This is a genomic window from Paractinoplanes rhizophilus (assembly GCF_042664765.1).
Classification (GTDB): Bacteria; Actinomycetota; Actinomycetes; order Mycobacteriales; family Micromonosporaceae; genus Actinoplanes; species Actinoplanes rhizophilus.
In genome coordinates this window covers 1-14,682 of sequence record NZ_JBHTBJ010000010.1, presented here as the reverse complement: position 1 = coordinate 14,682, position 14,682 = coordinate 1, and the positions used below count along the sequence as shown (strand labels likewise).

The 14,682-nt window shown below is 70.2% G+C and carries 11 protein-coding genes and 1 pseudogene; 9 read left to right on the top strand and 3 right to left on the bottom strand.

Going from position 1 to position 14,682, the window contains the following annotated elements; translation table 11 throughout:
• Nucleotides 1-32 precede the first annotated feature (32 nt).
• A complete protein-coding gene (locus tag ACFQS1_RS16040) occupies nucleotides 33-506 on the bottom strand; it encodes a hypothetical protein (RefSeq protein WP_378968678.1) in 474 nt (157 codons plus the stop codon).
• 278 nt (nucleotides 507-784) lie between these two features.
• Between ACFQS1_RS16040 and ACFQS1_RS16035 the strand changes: the two genes are divergently transcribed.
• Complete coding sequence (locus ACFQS1_RS16035; protein ID WP_378968676.1) at nucleotides 785-1,528, top strand: pentapeptide repeat-containing protein; 744 nt, start codon at nucleotides 785-787, stop codon at nucleotides 1,526-1,528.
• A gap of 9 nt (nucleotides 1,529-1,537) precedes the next feature.
• Nucleotides 1,538-2,779 (top strand): TerC family protein, encoded by a 1,242-nt coding sequence (locus ACFQS1_RS16030; RefSeq protein ID WP_378968674.1) that lies wholly within the window; start codon nucleotides 1,538-1,540, stop codon nucleotides 2,777-2,779.
• 79 nt (nucleotides 2,780-2,858) lie between these two features.
• Here ACFQS1_RS16030 and ACFQS1_RS16025 read toward each other — a convergent pair whose 3' ends face one another.
• Both ACFQS1_RS16025 and ACFQS1_RS16020 read right to left on the bottom strand, forming a co-directional pair.
• Entirely contained in the window at nucleotides 2,859-4,187 is a 1,329-nt protein-coding gene (locus tag ACFQS1_RS16025) for a translation initiation factor 2 (protein WP_378968672.1), read from the bottom strand.
• A 160-nt stretch (nucleotides 4,188-4,347) separates the two neighbouring features.
• Complete coding sequence (locus tag ACFQS1_RS16020; protein WP_378968670.1) at nucleotides 4,348-5,199, bottom strand: spermidine synthase; 852 nt, start codon at nucleotides 5,197-5,199, stop codon at nucleotides 4,348-4,350.
• A gap of 113 nt (nucleotides 5,200-5,312) precedes the next feature.
• Here ACFQS1_RS16020 and ACFQS1_RS16015 point away from each other — a divergent pair, with 113 nt between their 5' ends.
• The 7 genes and pseudogenes from ACFQS1_RS16015 to ACFQS1_RS15985 form a co-directional block, all read left to right on the top strand.
• Nucleotides 5,313-6,512, top strand: coding sequence for an MFS transporter (locus tag ACFQS1_RS16015; protein ID WP_378968667.1), 1,200 nt, complete (start codon nucleotides 5,313-5,315; stop codon nucleotides 6,510-6,512).
• Between the two features lie 43 nt (nucleotides 6,513-6,555).
• Nucleotides 6,556-10,179: a nitrate reductase subunit alpha gene (locus ACFQS1_RS16010; protein ID WP_378969108.1), complete on the top strand. Its 3,624-nt coding sequence runs from the start codon at nucleotides 6,556-6,558 to the stop codon at nucleotides 10,177-10,179.
• On the top strand, nucleotides 10,179-11,888 hold the full coding sequence (gene narH / locus ACFQS1_RS16005) for a nitrate reductase subunit beta (protein ID WP_378968665.1): 1,710 nt from the start codon (nucleotides 10,179-10,181) through the stop codon (nucleotides 11,886-11,888). Before ACFQS1_RS16010 ends, narH begins: the two co-directional genes overlap by 1 nt.
• The gene (gene narJ, locus ACFQS1_RS16000) at nucleotides 11,885-12,469 is read left to right on the top strand and encodes a nitrate reductase molybdenum cofactor assembly chaperone (RefSeq protein WP_378968663.1); all 585 of its coding nucleotides are present in this window, start codon (nucleotides 11,885-11,887) and stop codon (nucleotides 12,467-12,469) included. Before narH ends, narJ begins: the two co-directional genes overlap by 4 nt.
• Nucleotides 12,466-13,206, top strand: a complete 741-nt coding sequence (narI, locus tag ACFQS1_RS15995; RefSeq protein ID WP_378968661.1) for a respiratory nitrate reductase subunit gamma — start codon at nucleotides 12,466-12,468, stop codon at nucleotides 13,204-13,206. Before narJ ends, narI begins: the two co-directional genes overlap by 4 nt.
• Nucleotides 13,207-13,253: 47 nt before the next feature.
• Entirely contained in the window at nucleotides 13,254-13,607 is a 354-nt protein-coding gene (locus ACFQS1_RS15990) for a hypothetical protein (RefSeq protein ID WP_378968659.1), read from the top strand.
• A gap of 85 nt (nucleotides 13,608-13,692) precedes the next feature.
• Nucleotides 13,693-14,556, top strand: a pseudogene (locus ACFQS1_RS15985) (IS982 family transposase); the annotation flags it as partial.
• Nucleotides 14,557-14,682 lie beyond the last annotated feature (126 nt).

Below are 14,682 nucleotides of genomic sequence, written 5' to 3'. Positions count from 1 at the left end.
GCGTTGCATTCCGAGTTGTCGGGCGGAGCGGATTAGCTGTTGGTCACGTCCAGCTGGACGGCGTTGAGCCCGCTGTAGTAGCCGGCGTTTCCGCTGGTATTGCTGTCCCACGTGGCGCAGACAACGGTAGCCGGGGATGCTGTGATCTTCACCTTCGGCCCGGTGGCGTCGGTGGCCGTGGCTTGGATGCCAGCGCTCGTGCAACTCCACAAGTCCGCGCCGGAAAGCACGCCGCCAGCAGGCGTGACGGTCAGGTACCCACCGGTCGCACCGGTGACTGAGACAGAGATCGAGGTGACCTGGTCACCGACGGTGTTGGTGGCGTAGTCGACGGCGGTTATGCTCGCACCGCCCGAGACGGTTTGAGTCAGCCGGCCACCGACGTACTGGGTGGCCTGACCCGTGCCGTTGCCGCCCCACGAGACGCCGGTGCCGGTGAGGGCGGTGGTGCCTGCGGCGACGACGCCGGCGGCGGCTACGCCGCCGAGGAGCTGGAGCATGCTCATGCTGCGCATAAGATCGTTCCCCCTGTTTCCGTAGCCATCGACCGGGCGGCCTGTGGCTGAGACCCGGCTCCGCCGGGCTCTTGCGCTTGTTTCGGCGGGCTTCCCTGCCCGCCGCGGACAACTGATGAATCGGCCGTGCGGGCGGACGCGGTGAAGGTTTCCGGCGGCTTTTCTGGCAGATTCCTGGGAGTTCGCCACAAGGAGGTGCTGCGGCATCGCGAGCCCCGGCGGGCCCACCCCGGACAACGGGGAGCAAGGGGTCTGAGAGAGTTGGTCGGGTGGGCGAACGGGTACTCGAAGCGGACTGCGCGAGCTGTGTGGGGCTCTGCTGCGTGGCGCCGGCGTTCGCGAAATCGTCTGACTTTGCGATCGATAAAGCGGCGGGGAAGGCCTGTCCTAACTTGGGTGGCGGGTTTCGGTGCGGTATCCACCAAGAGCTGGAGGCGAAGGGCTTTCGCGGGTGTGTGGTGTTCGACTGCTTCGGGGCCGGGCAGCGGATCACGCAGGAGACCTACGGCGGGACCGAGGACTGGCGTAGCGCGCCGGGGATGTTGGGGCTGCTGCCGGTGGTGCGGCAACTGCACGAGCTGATGTGGCTGGTCACCGAGGCGCTGAAGGTCGAGCGTGCGCACCGCGTACACGAAAAGCTGCGGGAGTCGCTCGATCAGCTGGACCACCTTGCGGGCGGAACGCCCGCCGAGCTGCGGGGGCTGGACGTGGACGCGGTGCGGCGCCAGGTGAACCCGCTGCTGCAGAAGGCCAGCGCGGCGGCGCGGGCGGGCACGCCGCGGAAGGACTATCGCGGGGCGAACCTGATCGGGCGCAAGATGCGCGGGGCGGACCTGCGTGGGGCGAGCTTTCGCGGGGCGCTGCTGATCGGGGCGGATCTGCGGGAGGCGGATATGCGGCTGGCCGACTTCACGGGGGCGGATCTGCGTGGGGCCGACCTGCGTGGGGCGAACCTCACGGGTGTCCTCTTCCTCACCGGCGCACAACTGCGCGCGGCGGTCACCGATCCCTAGGATGTGGCCATGCAGACCGTGTCGGGCTGGGTGTGGCTGCTGACCGTACTCGGGATTGTCGGTCTGCTGCTGTTCGACTTCTTCTTCCACGTGCGCAAGGCGCACATCCCGACCCTGGGCGAGGCGGCCCGGTGGACGGCGATCTACGTGTCGATCGCGCTGCTGTTCGGGCTGGGCGTGACGATCTTCGCGGGTGGGCAGGCCGGGGCGGAGTTCTTCGCGGGGTACGTCACCGAGGAGGCGTTGTCGGTCGACAACCTCTTCGTGTTCCTGCTGCTGCTCGGCAGCTTCAAGGTGCCCCGTGCCGACCAGCAGAAGGTGCTGCTCGTCGGCATCGCGGTGTCGCTGATGGCGCGGACGGCGTTCATCTTCCTGGGCGCCGCGCTGATCAACTCGTTCGCCTGGGTGTTCTACATCTTCGGGCTGATCCTGCTGGTCACGGCGGGCAACCTGCTCAAGCAGGAGGGCAACGAGGAAGAGCCGCCCGACAACATCATCATCAGGCTGGCCCGGCGGGCGCTGCGGACCTCCGACGCGTACGACGGGGACAAGCTGTTCACCTACCAGAACGGCAAGCGGGTGCTGACCCCGATGCTGCTGGTCATGGTGGCGATCGGCGGGACGGACATCCTGTTCGCGCTGGACAGCATCCCGGCGATCTTCGGGCTCACCCAGAACGTGTACATCGTGTTCACGGCGACCGCGTTCTCGCTGCTGGGGCTGCGCCAGCTGTACTTCCTGATCGACGGGCTGCTCGACCGGCTGGTGTACCTGTCCTACGGGCTCGCGGCGATCCTCGCGCTGATCGGCGTGAAGCTGATCCTGCACGCCATGCACGAGAACAACGTGCCGTTCATCAACGACGGCGAGCCGATCCACGCCGCCCAGATCTCGACGGGACTGTCGCTGGCCATCATCGTGAGCATCCTGCTGATCACCGTGGTGGTGTCGCTGCTGAGCCCGAAGGGCAGGGCGCAGACGTACGTGGCGGCGGCGCGGCGGCACGCGACGGAGTTCCTGGACATCGAGACCGACCCGGCCTACTGCGACGAGATCTTCCACAAGCTGCTGGTGGAGGAGGACCGGATCAAAAGCCTGCCGGAGAGGTACCGGGCGCGGCTGCGGGCCGAGGAGGATCTGATGGGGCTGCTCCAGCGGGCGCACGAGCTGCACGACGAGCGGGTGGCCCTGGGCCGGTGCTACCAGCCGGCGGGGGCGGGCGCGTCACCCTCGGGCGCGGCCGGGGAGTAGCGGCGCGTCGAGCCTCGCGGGCAGGGCAGGGCGGGGCGGGCGCGGCAGGAGTGGCGGAGCGGCCGGCCGGGAGTGGCGGTCAGAGCCGGCGGGTTGCGGAGCCCAACTCGTCGTCGGCGGGGCGGCGTGGGGTGACGCCGTGCGCGCGGCCGGAGTTGCCGCTGAAGCGGGCGGCCGCGCGGCGGGCCTGCTCGGCACGGTCGGCCGGGGCGTCGGGGCCGCCCAGCACGGTGGAGAGGTTGGTCATCTCGGTGCGCTGGTGATCGAGGCCGGTGCCGCCGGCGATCAGGTCGGCGACCCGGGCGGCCAGGTCGGCGGCGCGGGCCTCGAGGTCGGGGGCGCCGCGCAGGGTGGCCTCGTCAGCCGGGCGGGCGGGTCGGGAGCGGGCGATCTCGTCGAAGCCGGGGCGCGGCACCTGCGGCGGGGTGACGCCGAACTCGGCGCGGCCGGTCATCGGCCAGCCCGGCGAGCGCGGCTGCTCGTCGGCCTCGTGCGCAAGCTGCTGGCGCTGAGCGGGCTGGTGCCAGTCGGGCTCCGAAGCGTGGCCGGGCTGTGCGACGTGGCCCGGCTGCGCGGCGTGGCCCGGCTGCGGGGCATACGCGGGCTGCGGGGCATGGCCGGCCGCATATTGGTCCTGGTGCTGGGCGTAGGCGGGCGGCGCATAAGCGGACGGCTCGGGCTGCGGCGTGTAGGCAGGCGCGCCGGACTGCGACGCATACGCGGACGCCCCGGACTGCGGCGCGTAATCCGAGACCGCCGCCGCCGGCACCGAGCCCGAAGCCGGCGCCGACGGGAAGTACGGCTGCAGGAACGGCTCATCCGCGTACGGGTGGGGCTCGGGCTGCGGCTCGACCACCGGGACCGAGCCGAGCAGCGACACCGTCTGGCCCTCGCCGCCCTGGTAGTTGTGGAACTCGGGGCCGATCACGAGGCGGGACAGCATGCGGGTCTGCGGGGCCGGGATGCCGAGGTCGCCCGCGTGCTCGACGCGGTAGCGCGCGATCGCCTGGCGCAACACGTTGGCCAGCCGGTCGGCGTCGCCGACGGTGCTCAGGTCGCCACCCGCGAAGACCAGGGCCGGGAAGGAGCCGCCGGACCCGGCGCAGACCAGCTGGATCTGCGTGACCGTGGCCGAGCGGCCGGTGTCGCGGTTGCCCGGCTGCACGCGCAGGTGCTGCGGGAACGGCCAGAGCAGCTCGCCGGTGGCGCCGGTGGTGACGTCGCGGTAGACGACCCGGTCCTCGGTGACGACGACCTCGGTCTCCTCGGGCAGGGTCCAGCGGGGGAGCGAGCTGGGCTCTTCGAACGCGTACTCGGCGACGGCGCAGCGGCCCGTCCACAGCACGCGCGAACCGGCCGCCTCGTTGGCGGACGATCCCGGCGCGGCCAGGAAGTATTTGTCGGTCATGCGCCTTCCCCCCAGTCGGCGGCCGCGCGGTGGAACGCGGCTGACACTGATTACAACCGGGCGGCATCGACCCCGACAAGTCACCGGCCGTGAATCACACCGGATTTCCTGACGACAACACGACAGGGCGGGTCCGGGTCAACCTTTGGCTGATCCCCGGTTACTTACGGTCACTGAAGAGCCCCGCCGGTGGAGGTGGCGACGCCACGGCAACACTGTCGGTGACCGGCGCCGCGCCGCCGGAGAAGCGGTCGAGGTCGGTCTCGACCCGGCCGGGGAACCAGTCGCCGGCGGCTCGACGGGTCAGCTCGGCGACCGGCGGCGGGGTGCGGCCGGCGATCACCACGAGATTGCCGAAGCGGCGGCCGCGCAGCACGGCCGCGTCGGCCACCAGGCACGCCTGCGGCAGCGCGGCCCGGATCGTGGCCACCTGAGCGCGGGCGAAGCGCAGCGGCGGCCCGTCGGCGACGTTGGCGATCAGCCATCCGGCCGGGGCGAGCACCCGGGCCGCCTCCCGGGCGAACTCGACCGACGCGAGGTGGGCCGGGGTGCGGGCGCCGGCGAAGACGTCCAGGATCACCACGTCGTACCCGCCGTCGCGCATGCCCTCCAGCGCGGCGCGCGCGTCCGCCACCCGTACCCGGACATTGGCCTTGGCATGGAGCGGCAGCTCTCGGCGAACCATCTCGACGAGGGGGCCGTCGATCTCCACCACCCGCTGGGGCGATCCGGGGCGGGTCGCGGCGATGTAGCGGGGCAGGGTCAGCGCGCCGCCGCCCAGGTGCAGCGCGCGCACCGGGGCGCCGGCCGGCGCGATCAGGTCGATCGCCGCGGCCATCCGCCGGATGTACTCGAACTCGAGGTGGGTCGGGTCCTCGAGGTCGACGTAGGACTGCGGCGCGCCGTCGAGCATCAGGCTGTACGCCGCGGGCCGGTCGGCATCGGGGATGAGCTCGGCGATCCCGGAGGCCACCGTCTCGACCAGCCGCCCCTGCCCTCTGCGCTGTGCCATCGGCCTGACTATTTCACGTGGGGTCCAAAGTCCCTGTCGCGGAGGCCATGAAGTCGACAATCATGGGTAAGCGCCGGTGATCGACCGGTTACACCGTGCACCGGGGGGCAACCATGACCGCAGGCCGCAGCCGTCCCGCGCTGATGCTGACCCTGGCGACCGTGGGTTTCGCGATCAACTTCTGGGCGTGGGCGCTGCTCAGCCCGCTGGCGGCCAGGTTCGCCACGTCCCTGCATCTGAGCTCGTTCCAGCAGGCGCTGCTGGTGGCGGTGCCGGTGGTGGTGGGCTCGGTGGGCCGCATCCCGGTGGGTGCGCTGACCGACAAGTACGGCGGCCGCGTCATGTTCCCGCTGGTCTCGCTGGCGACCATCGTCCCCGTGCTGTACCTGGGCATCTTCGGCCACGACTCGCTCGCCGGCCTGCTGATCGGCGGGTTCTTCCTGGGCATCGGCGGCACCACGTTCGCCATCGGCGTGCCGTACGTGAACGCCTGGTACCCGCCCGAGCGCCGCGGCACCGCGGTCGGCCTGTTCGGCGCCGGCATGGGCGGCACGGCGATCAGCGCCCTCACCACGGTCAGGCTGGTCGACGCCGGCAGCCTCGCGACCCCGTTCGTGCTCACCGCGATCGCCCTGGCGGTCTACGCCGTCGTCGCGTTCCTGCTGATGCGGGACGCGCCGAACCGCGCGACCCCGACCGCGCCGATCACCGCCCGGCTCGCCTCCGCGCTCCGGCTGCGGATCACCTGGCAGGCGTCGGCCCTGTACGCGGTCGCGTTCGGCGGCTACGTGGCGTTCTCGGTCTACCTCCCGTCCTACCTCAAGACCGCGTACGGCCTGACCCACGCCGACGCCGCCAACCGGATGGCCGGCTTCGTGCTGCTCGCGGTCGTGATGCGCCCGGTCGGCGGCTGGCTGTCCGACAAGTTCGCCCCGGCCCGGGTGCTCGCCGTCGCGCTGTCCGTCGTGATCGTCGGCGCGCTGGTGCAGGCGTTCACGCCGTCGCTCGCGCCGCTCGGCACGATCGCGTTCCTGGCCATGGCGGCCGCGCTGGGCGCCGGCAGCGGCGCCACGTTCGCCCTGGTCGCGGCGCTCGCCCCGGCCAACCAGGTGGGCTCGGTGACCGGCGTGGTCGGCGCCGCGGGTGGTCTGGGCGGATTCGTGCCCCCATTGGTCATGGGCGTGATCTATGGTCAGTTCCAGAACTATGCCCTCGGCTTGGTGCTGCTGGCCGTGGTGGCGCTCGCCGCGCTGCTGCTGGATGTCTTTTCGGTGGCCAAGGCGGCCACCCGAAACATAGTCAGGACGACGTGAGGACTCCTTCGTGGCCGAACTCGATGATCCACTGACCCAGGCGCTGGTCGGCACCCGCCGCTTTCTCACCCGGGGCGAGGTCTCGCCCGACCGGCGGGCGCTGTACGAGATCGGCGGGCGTCAGGCCGACGCGTTCTATCGGGACCGCTGGTCGCACGACAAGGTGGTGCGCTCGACGCACGGCGTGAACTGCACCGGCTCCTGCTCCTGGAAGGTGTACGTCAAGGACGGCATCATCACCTGGGAGGCGCAGCAGACCGACTACCCGACGGTGGGCCCGGACCGGCCGGAGTACGAGCCGCGCGGCTGTCCGCGCGGGGCGGCGTTCTCCTGGTACACGTACTCGCCGACGAGGGTGCGCTATCCCTACATCCGGGGCGTGCTGCTGGAGATGTACCGGGAGGCGCGGGCCCGGCTGGGCGACCCGGTGGCGGCTTGGGCCGAGATCACCGGCGATCCGGAGAAGGCCCGGCGGTACAAGTCGGTGCGGGGCAAGGGCGGCCTGGTGCGGGCGACCTGGGACGAGGCGGTCGAGCTGGTCGCGGCCGCGCACGTGCACACCATCAAGACGTACGGGCCGGACCGGCTCGCCGGATTCTCCCCGATCCCGGCGATGTCGATGGTGTCGCACGCTTCCGGCGCCCGGTTCTACAACCTGCTCGGCGGGGCGATGCTGTCGTTCTACGACTGGTATGCCGACCTGCCGGTGGCCTCGCCGCAGATGTTCGGCGACCAGACCGACGTGCCGGAGTCGGGGGACTGGTGGGACGCCGGTTACCTGATCATGTGGGGCTCCAACCTGCCGGTGACCCGTACCCCGGACGCGCACTGGATGGCCGAGGCGCGGTACCGCGGCCAGAAGGTGATCGCGGTGTCGCCCGACTACGCGGACAACGTGAAGTTCGCGGACGAGTGGCTGGCGCCGGCCCCGGGCACCGACGGCGCCCTGGCGATGGCCATGGGGCACGTGATGCTGAAAGAGTTCTTCGTCGACCGGGAAACCCCGTACTTCCGCGAGTACGCCACGAAATACACGGACCTGCCGTTCCTGGTGACGCTGGACGACGCGGGCGACGGCTCCTATCGGCCGGGCAAGATGCTCACCGCGGCTCAACTTCCGGGCGCGCTCGCGGAGTCCGAGAACGCGGCCTTCAAGACCGTGCTGCTGGACAGCGACGGGATGCCGGTCGTGCCGAACGGCACGCTCGGCCATCGCTACGGGCAGCCGGGCGACTGGAATCTCGACCTCGGCGACGTCCGCCCGCTGCTCACGGCGTCGAACGCCAAGGAGCCGGCGGTGGCGGTTCAGCTCCCGCGCTTCGACAACGGCGAGGCGGCGATGATGCGCCGCGGCGTCCCCGTCCGCCGCATCGGCGACCACCTGGTCACCACCGTCTTCGACCTGCTGCTCGCGCAGTACGGCGTGCAGCGGCCGGGCCTGCCCGGCGACTGGCCGTCCGGATACGACGACGCGAGCGAGCCGTACACCCCGGCCTGGCAGGAGACGATCACCGGCGTGCCCGGGCCGGCCGCCGCGCGGATCGCCCGCGAGTTCGCCCGCAACGCCGAGGAGTCCCGCGGCCGCTCGATGATCATCATGGGCGCCGGGACCAACCACTGGTTCCACTCCGACACGATCTACCGGGCCTTCCTCACGCTGACCACGCTCACCGGCTGCCAGGGCGTGAACGGCGGCGGCTGGGCGCACTACGTCGGCCAGGAGAAGGTCCGCCCGATCACCGGCTACAGCGTGCTCGGCACCGCCTCCGACTGGTCCCGCCCCGGCCGGCAGATGATCCAGACCGCGTACTGGTATCTCCACACCGACCAGTACCGCTACGACCCGTTCTCGGCCGCCACGTTGAGCGCTACCGCGCAGAAGGGGCAGTTCGCCGGGCGGGCCACCGCCGACCTGATCGCCTCGTCGGCGCGGATGGGCTGGATGCCGTCGGTGCCGCACTTCAACCGCAACCCGCTCGATCTTGCCGACGAGGCGGCGGCCGCGGGCGTGCCGGTCGGCGACCACGTGGTCGGCCGGCTGAAGTCCGGCGACCTGCGGTTCGCCTGCGAGGACCCGGACGCGCCGGAGAACTTCCCGCGGGTGCTGGGCATCTGGCGGGCCAACCTGCTGGGGTCGTCCGCGAAGGGCAACGAGTATTTCCTGCGGCACCTGCTGGGCACCGACCACGCCGTACGCGCGACCGAGGCGCCGGCCGACAAGCGGCCGGCCGACGTGGTGTGGCACGAGCAGGCGCCCACCGGCAAGCTGGACCTGCTGTTCACGCTGGACTTCCGGATGACGTCCACGACGATCTACTCCGACGTCGTGCTACCGGCCGCCACCTGGTACGAGAAGCACGACCTGAACACCACGGACATGCATCCGTTCGTGCACTCGTTCAACCCGGCGATCGCGCCGCCGTGGCAGACCCGTACCGACTGGGACGCGTTCATGACGATCGCCCAGGCATTCAGCCGGCTCGCCCAGGACCACCTCGGCACCCGGATGGACGTGGTGGCAGCGCCGCTGCTGCACGACACCCCGGACGAGATGGCCAACCCGTACGGCCGGGTGCGGGACTGGAAGCGCGGCGAGTGCGAGCCGATCCCCGGCCAGACGATGCCGAAGCTGGTGCCGGTCGAGCGGGACTACACCGCGATCGCCGACAAGATGGCGTCGCTCGGCCCGCTGCTGGACACGCTCGGCGCGACCACCAAGGGCGTCACCTTCCAGGTCGGCAAGGAATTGGACTATCTGCGGGAGAAGAACGGCGTGGCGCGCAACGGCCGGCCGTCGATCGCCCGGGACGTGCACGCCTGCGAGGCGATCCTGGCGCTCTCCGGCACCACCAACGGCCACCTCGCCACCCAGGGCTTCCACACGCTGGAGGCGCTCACCGGGGTGAAGCTCGCGGATCTGGCCGCCGAGCGTGAGGGCGACCGGATCACGTTCGCCGACACCCAGTCCCGGCCGATGCCGGTGATCACCTCGCCCGAGTGGTCGGGCTCCGAGTCGGGCGGTCGGCGGTACTCGGCGTTCGTGATCAACGTGGAACGGCTCAAGCCGTGGCACACGCTGACCGGCCGGCAGACCTTCTATCTCGACCACGACTGGATGGCCGAGCTGGGCGAGTGGATGCCCACGTACCGGCCGCCGCTGAACATGCACGCGCTGTTCAGCGAGCCGCAAATCGGCGACAAGGGCGAGCTCGGCATCACGGTGCGGTATCTCACTCCGCACAACAAGTGGTCGATCCACTCGGAGTACCAGGACAACCTGTTCATGCTCTCGCTCTCCCGCGGCGGCCAGCTGATCTGGATGTCCAAGGAGGACGCCGCCAAGATCGGGGTGCACGACAACGACTGGATCGAGGCGGTCAACCGCAACGGCGTGGTGGTCGCCCGGGCGGTCGTCTCGCACCGGATGCCCGAGGGCACGGTCTACATGCACCACGCCCAGGACCGGCTGATCGACGTGCCGCGCACCGAGACCAACGGGCGCCGCGGCGGCATCCACAACTCGCTGACCCGGCTGCTGATCAAGCCGTCGCACCTGATCGGCGGCTACGCCCAGCTGTCGTTCGCGTTCAACTACCTCGGCCCGACCGGCAACCAGCGCGACGAGGTCACCGTCATCCGCCGCCGTTCCCAGGAGGTCGAGTACTGATGCGCGTCATGGCCCAGATGGCGATGGTGATGAACCTCGACAAGTGCATCGGCTGTCACACCTGCTCGGTCACGTGCAAGCAGGCGTGGACCAACCGGGCCGGCACCGAGTACGTCTGGTTCAACAACGTCGAGACCCGGCCCGGACAGGGCTACCCGCGCCGCTACGAGGACCAGGAGGAGTGGCGCGGCGGGTGGACGCTCAACCGTCGCGGCCGGCTCACGCTCAAGGGCGGCGGCCGCTTCAAGAAGCTGCTCACCATCTTCTCCAACCCCAAGCTGCCGTCGATCCAGGACTACTACGAGCCTTGGACGTACGACTACGAGACGCTCACCAACGCGCCGTTGCAGGAGCACACGCCGGTCGCCCGGCCCAAGTCGCTGCTGACCGGGAAGGACATGAAGATCTCCTGGTCGGCCAACTGGGACGACGACCTCGGCGGCTCACCCGACCACGGCGACAAGGACGTGCTGCTCAAGGCGGTCGGCGACAAGGTCAAGTTCGAGTTCGAGCAGACCTTCATGTTCTATCTGCCGCGGATCTGCGAGCACTGCCTCAACCCGTCCTGCGCCGCCTCCTGCCCGTCGGGAGCGATCTACAAGCGGGAAGAGGACGGCATCGTGCTGGTCGACCAGGACCGGTGTCGCGGGTGGCGGATGTGCGTCTCGGGCTGCCCGTACAAGAAGATCTACTTCAACCACCGCACCGGCAAGGCCGAGAAGTGCACGTTCTGCTTCCCGCGGATCGAGGTGGGCATTCCGACCGTGTGCAGCGAGACCTGCGTGGGTCGGTTGCGCTACATAGGCCTACTGCTGTACGACGCGGATCGCGTCCTCGATGCCGCCGCCGTCAAGGACGACCACGATCTGTACGAGGCGCAGCGCAACGTCTTCCTCGACCCGTCCGACCCGGCCGTGGTGCGCGCCGCTGAGCGGGCCGGCATCCCGCGCGACTGGATCGAGGGCGCCCAGCGCTCGCCGGTGTACGCGCTGATCAACAAGTACCGGGTCGCGCTGCCGCTGCACCCGGAATACCGGACCATGCCGATGGTCTGGTACATCCCGCCGCTGTCGCCGGTCGTCGACGTGGTCCGCGAGACCGGCTACGACGCCGAGGACCGGGGCAACCTGTTCGCCGCGATCGACGCGCTGCGCATCCCGGTCGACTATCTGGCCCAGCTGTTCACCGCGGGCGACCCGGCGCCGGTCGACGCGGTGCTGCGCCGGCTGGCCGCGATGCGCTCGTACATGCGCGACATCAACATGGGCCGCGACCCGGACGAGTCAATCCCGGCCGCGGTGGGGATGACCGGCGAGCAGACGTACGAGATGTATCGCCTGCTCGCCCTGGCCAAGTACGACGAGCGGTACGTGATCCCGCCGGCGCACGCCGAGCAGGCGCACGGCCTCGAGGAGTTGGCCACCGAGTGCAGCCTGAACTACGAGGGCGGGCCGGGGATGGGCGGCGGCTCGGGGCCGTTCGGCGAGTCGTCCGGCGGGCCGCTGCCGATCGCGGTGGAGAACTTCCACATGCTGGTCGAGCGGCAGACCAGCGACACCCTGGTCGACCCGGGCGACAAGGAGCTGCGGGTCAACCTGCTCAACTGGGACGGCAAGGGCCGCCCCGAGGGCCTCTTCCCGCCGCGCCACGACGGGCCACGGGGCGCGGACGGCGGCGACCCGGCGGCCGAGATCGAGCCGAAGCCGTGAGCGCCCGCGCCTGGCAATGCCAGTCCCTGATGATCGGATACCCCGACGCGGCTCTGCTGGACCGGCTGGATCTGCTCTCCGCCGCGGCTTCTTCCTTGCCCGCGCCGGTCGGCGAGCCGCTGCTGTGCTTCCTCGACCACGTGCGGGCCACCCCGCCCGGCAAGCTGGCCGAGGATTACGTGGCCACCTTCGACCACCGCAAGCGGTGCTGCCTGTTCCTGACGTACTACGCGCACGGCGACACCCGCAATCGCGGGATGGCGCTGCTGGAGCTCAAGCAGACGTACGCGGCGGCCGGCCTGACCCTCAGCTCCGCGGAGCTCCCGGATCACCTCTGCGTCGTGCTCGAGTTCGCGTCGGCGATGGACGATCCCGGCCTGCTGATCGAGCACCGCTCGGGCCTGGAGCTGCTGCGCCTCGCGCTGCACGACGCCGGCTCGCCGTGGGCCGGCGTTCTCGACTCGGTGGCCGCCACGTTGCCCCCGATCCCCACCCACCAGCGGGCGGCCGTCACCCGGCTGGCCGCGGGCGGGCCACCCGCCGAGCGCGTCGGACTCGAGCCCTTTGGAGCGAAGCGATGACCGCCACCCTACTGTTCGTCGTCCTCCCGTACGTGTCGATCGCGATCTTCATCGGCGGGCACGTGTGGCGGTACCGCTACGACAAGTTCGGCTGGACCACCCGCTCGTCCCAGCTCTACGAGCGCAGGCTGCTGCGGATCGGCAGCCCGCTGTTCCACTTCGGCATCCTGCTGGTCGCGCTCGGCCACATCGGCGGCCTGGTGATCCCGGAGTCGTGGACCGACGCGGTCGGCGTCAGCGAGACGGCCTACCACGCGGTCGCGGTCGCGCTGGGCGGCGTGGCCGGCTTCATGACGCTGGCCGGCGCCGCGATCCTGATCTACCGCCGGCGCACGGTCGGCCCGGTCTTCTCGGCCACCACCCGCAACGACAAGATCATGTACGTGCTGCTGATCGGCACCATCGTGCTCGGCCTCGGCGCCACCGTGCTTGGCAACCTCACCGGGCACCCGCACGACTACCGGCTGACCGTGTCGCCCTGGTTCCGGTCGATCTTCTACTTCCAGCCGGACAGCAATCTGATCATGTCGGCGCCGATCGGTTTCCGGCTGCACGCGATCGCGGCCTGGATCCTCTTCGCGTTCTGGCCGTTCAGCCGGCTCGTGCACGTGTTCTCGGCCCCGGTCGGCTACCTCACCCGGCCGTACATCGTCTATCGCAGCCGCGACCAGATCACCGGCAGCCGGGCCCCGCGCCGCGGGTGGGAAATTCCGGCAAAAGCCCCACTCGACCGCTAAATCTCGGTTTACTGGCTTCCGGCTCTCACGAGTACGGGAGGTGGGCCGTGTCGACCAGCAACGCGCTCGCACAGATCATCGGCGGGCCGCCGTCCGCCGTCCAGATGCCCGCGATCCTGGCGGCGGCCCAGCGGGAGGCGGGCCCGCCGCTGCGGATCCGTCGCCACTTCTCCGAGGAGGGCCAGCCCTTCTGGCGCTGGGACTGCGAGACCTGCGGCGAGTACGGCGGCGGCCGGCACCACCCGGACGCGGTGTCCCGGGCCATGCGCCACTGCGCCGAACATCCGGAACACCGCTCGTCGCTGCTCCCGCCGGCCCTGTGCCGCCAGCGAGACGCCTACTTGCCGCTACATCCCATGCTCTTCGCGGTCGACGACGACCCACCGCCCCCGCCCCTCTAGATGATTGAGTCCTAAATCCTGGCTGGTGGGCGTGCGTGCGGGTGCTCAGGCGTATCGAAACAGGGAAGGGTGTCGTTGTCTGCTCGTGACAGCTGACATCAACACCCTTCTCACCGCACTGTACGTCTTCGTCGATGATCACCTGGTCCCGCGTCGGCGTGGACCCGGACGAGCCCGGCAGTTGTCCGACGCCGAGCTGATCTGCCTGATGATCACCCAGGTGCTGTTCGAATTCCCTCGTGAACGGCACTGGATCCGCTGGGCCGGCACCCATCTGCGCGACGCTTTTCCGTACCTGCCGACCGCCTCCGGCTACGGCAAACGAGTCCGTGGCAGCGGACAGTTGGTCGCTACCGTGCTGCGCGCCCTGGCCCAGGTCACCCTTTCGAGTGCCCCGATCCTGCGGTTGATCGACTCCACCCCGATACCGTGCGGCACCTCCCGCGAGACCGCGAAACGCTCCGATCTGGCCGGACATGCCGGCTACGGCTACAGCGCGTCACACTCCCGCTACTTCTGGGGCATGCGCCTGTACCTGCTCGCGACCGCCGAGGGCATGCCCGTGCTGTGGTGCCTGGCCTACCCGAAACTCGACGAACGGGAAGTGATGGCCGCCCTGATCGAGGCCGACCACCACCTGATCACCACAGGGCAGGTCATCCTGGCCGACCGTGGCTTCGCCAGCCCCGAGTTCGACCAGTTCTGCGACCTGCACAACATCCACCTCGTCCGCCCGAAACGCGCCAACGCCAAGGCCGACACACCACGGACCCCGGCGGAGAAAGCCCTGCTCCGGGCCCGGCAATGGATCGAGTCGATCTTCCAAAGCCTGAAAGGCCAGCTCTCCCTGGAACGACACGGAGCCCGCCGCCATGACGGACTGTTCGCCCGCATCGGTCAACGCCTGCTCGCTCTCGCCGCCGTGATCTGGCACAACACCAACATCGGGAGCAATAGTCAAGACTTGTGGATGAGAAATCTTGATCAGGCGGCTGCGGTCTCGGTGATGCGCTGCTCGGTGGCGGGGCGTTCGACGAGTTTGCCGCGTTCGAAGCGGGCGCCGGCACGGACCAGG

Coding starts and splice junctions, on each gene's coding strand:
- ACFQS1_RS16040 (WP_378968678.1), bottom strand. CDS start 506: ATGAGCATGCTCCAGCTCCTCGGCGGCGTAGCCGCCGCCGGCGTCGTC.
- ACFQS1_RS16030 (WP_378968674.1), top strand. CDS start 1,538: ATGCAGACCGTGTCGGGCTGGGTGTGGCTGCTGACCGTACTCGGGATT.
- ACFQS1_RS16025 (WP_378968672.1), bottom strand. CDS start 4,187: ATGACCGACAAATACTTCCTGGCCGCGCCGGGATCGTCCGCCAACGAG.
- ACFQS1_RS16020 (WP_378968670.1), bottom strand. CDS start 5,199: ATGGCACAGCGCAGAGGGCAGGGGCGGCTGGTCGAGACGGTGGCCTCC.
- ACFQS1_RS16015 (WP_378968667.1), top strand. CDS start 5,313: ATGACCGCAGGCCGCAGCCGTCCCGCGCTGATGCTGACCCTGGCGACC.
- narH (WP_378968665.1), top strand. CDS start 10,179: ATGCGCGTCATGGCCCAGATGGCGATGGTGATGAACCTCGACAAGTGC.
- narI (WP_378968661.1), top strand. CDS start 12,466: ATGACCGCCACCCTACTGTTCGTCGTCCTCCCGTACGTGTCGATCGCG.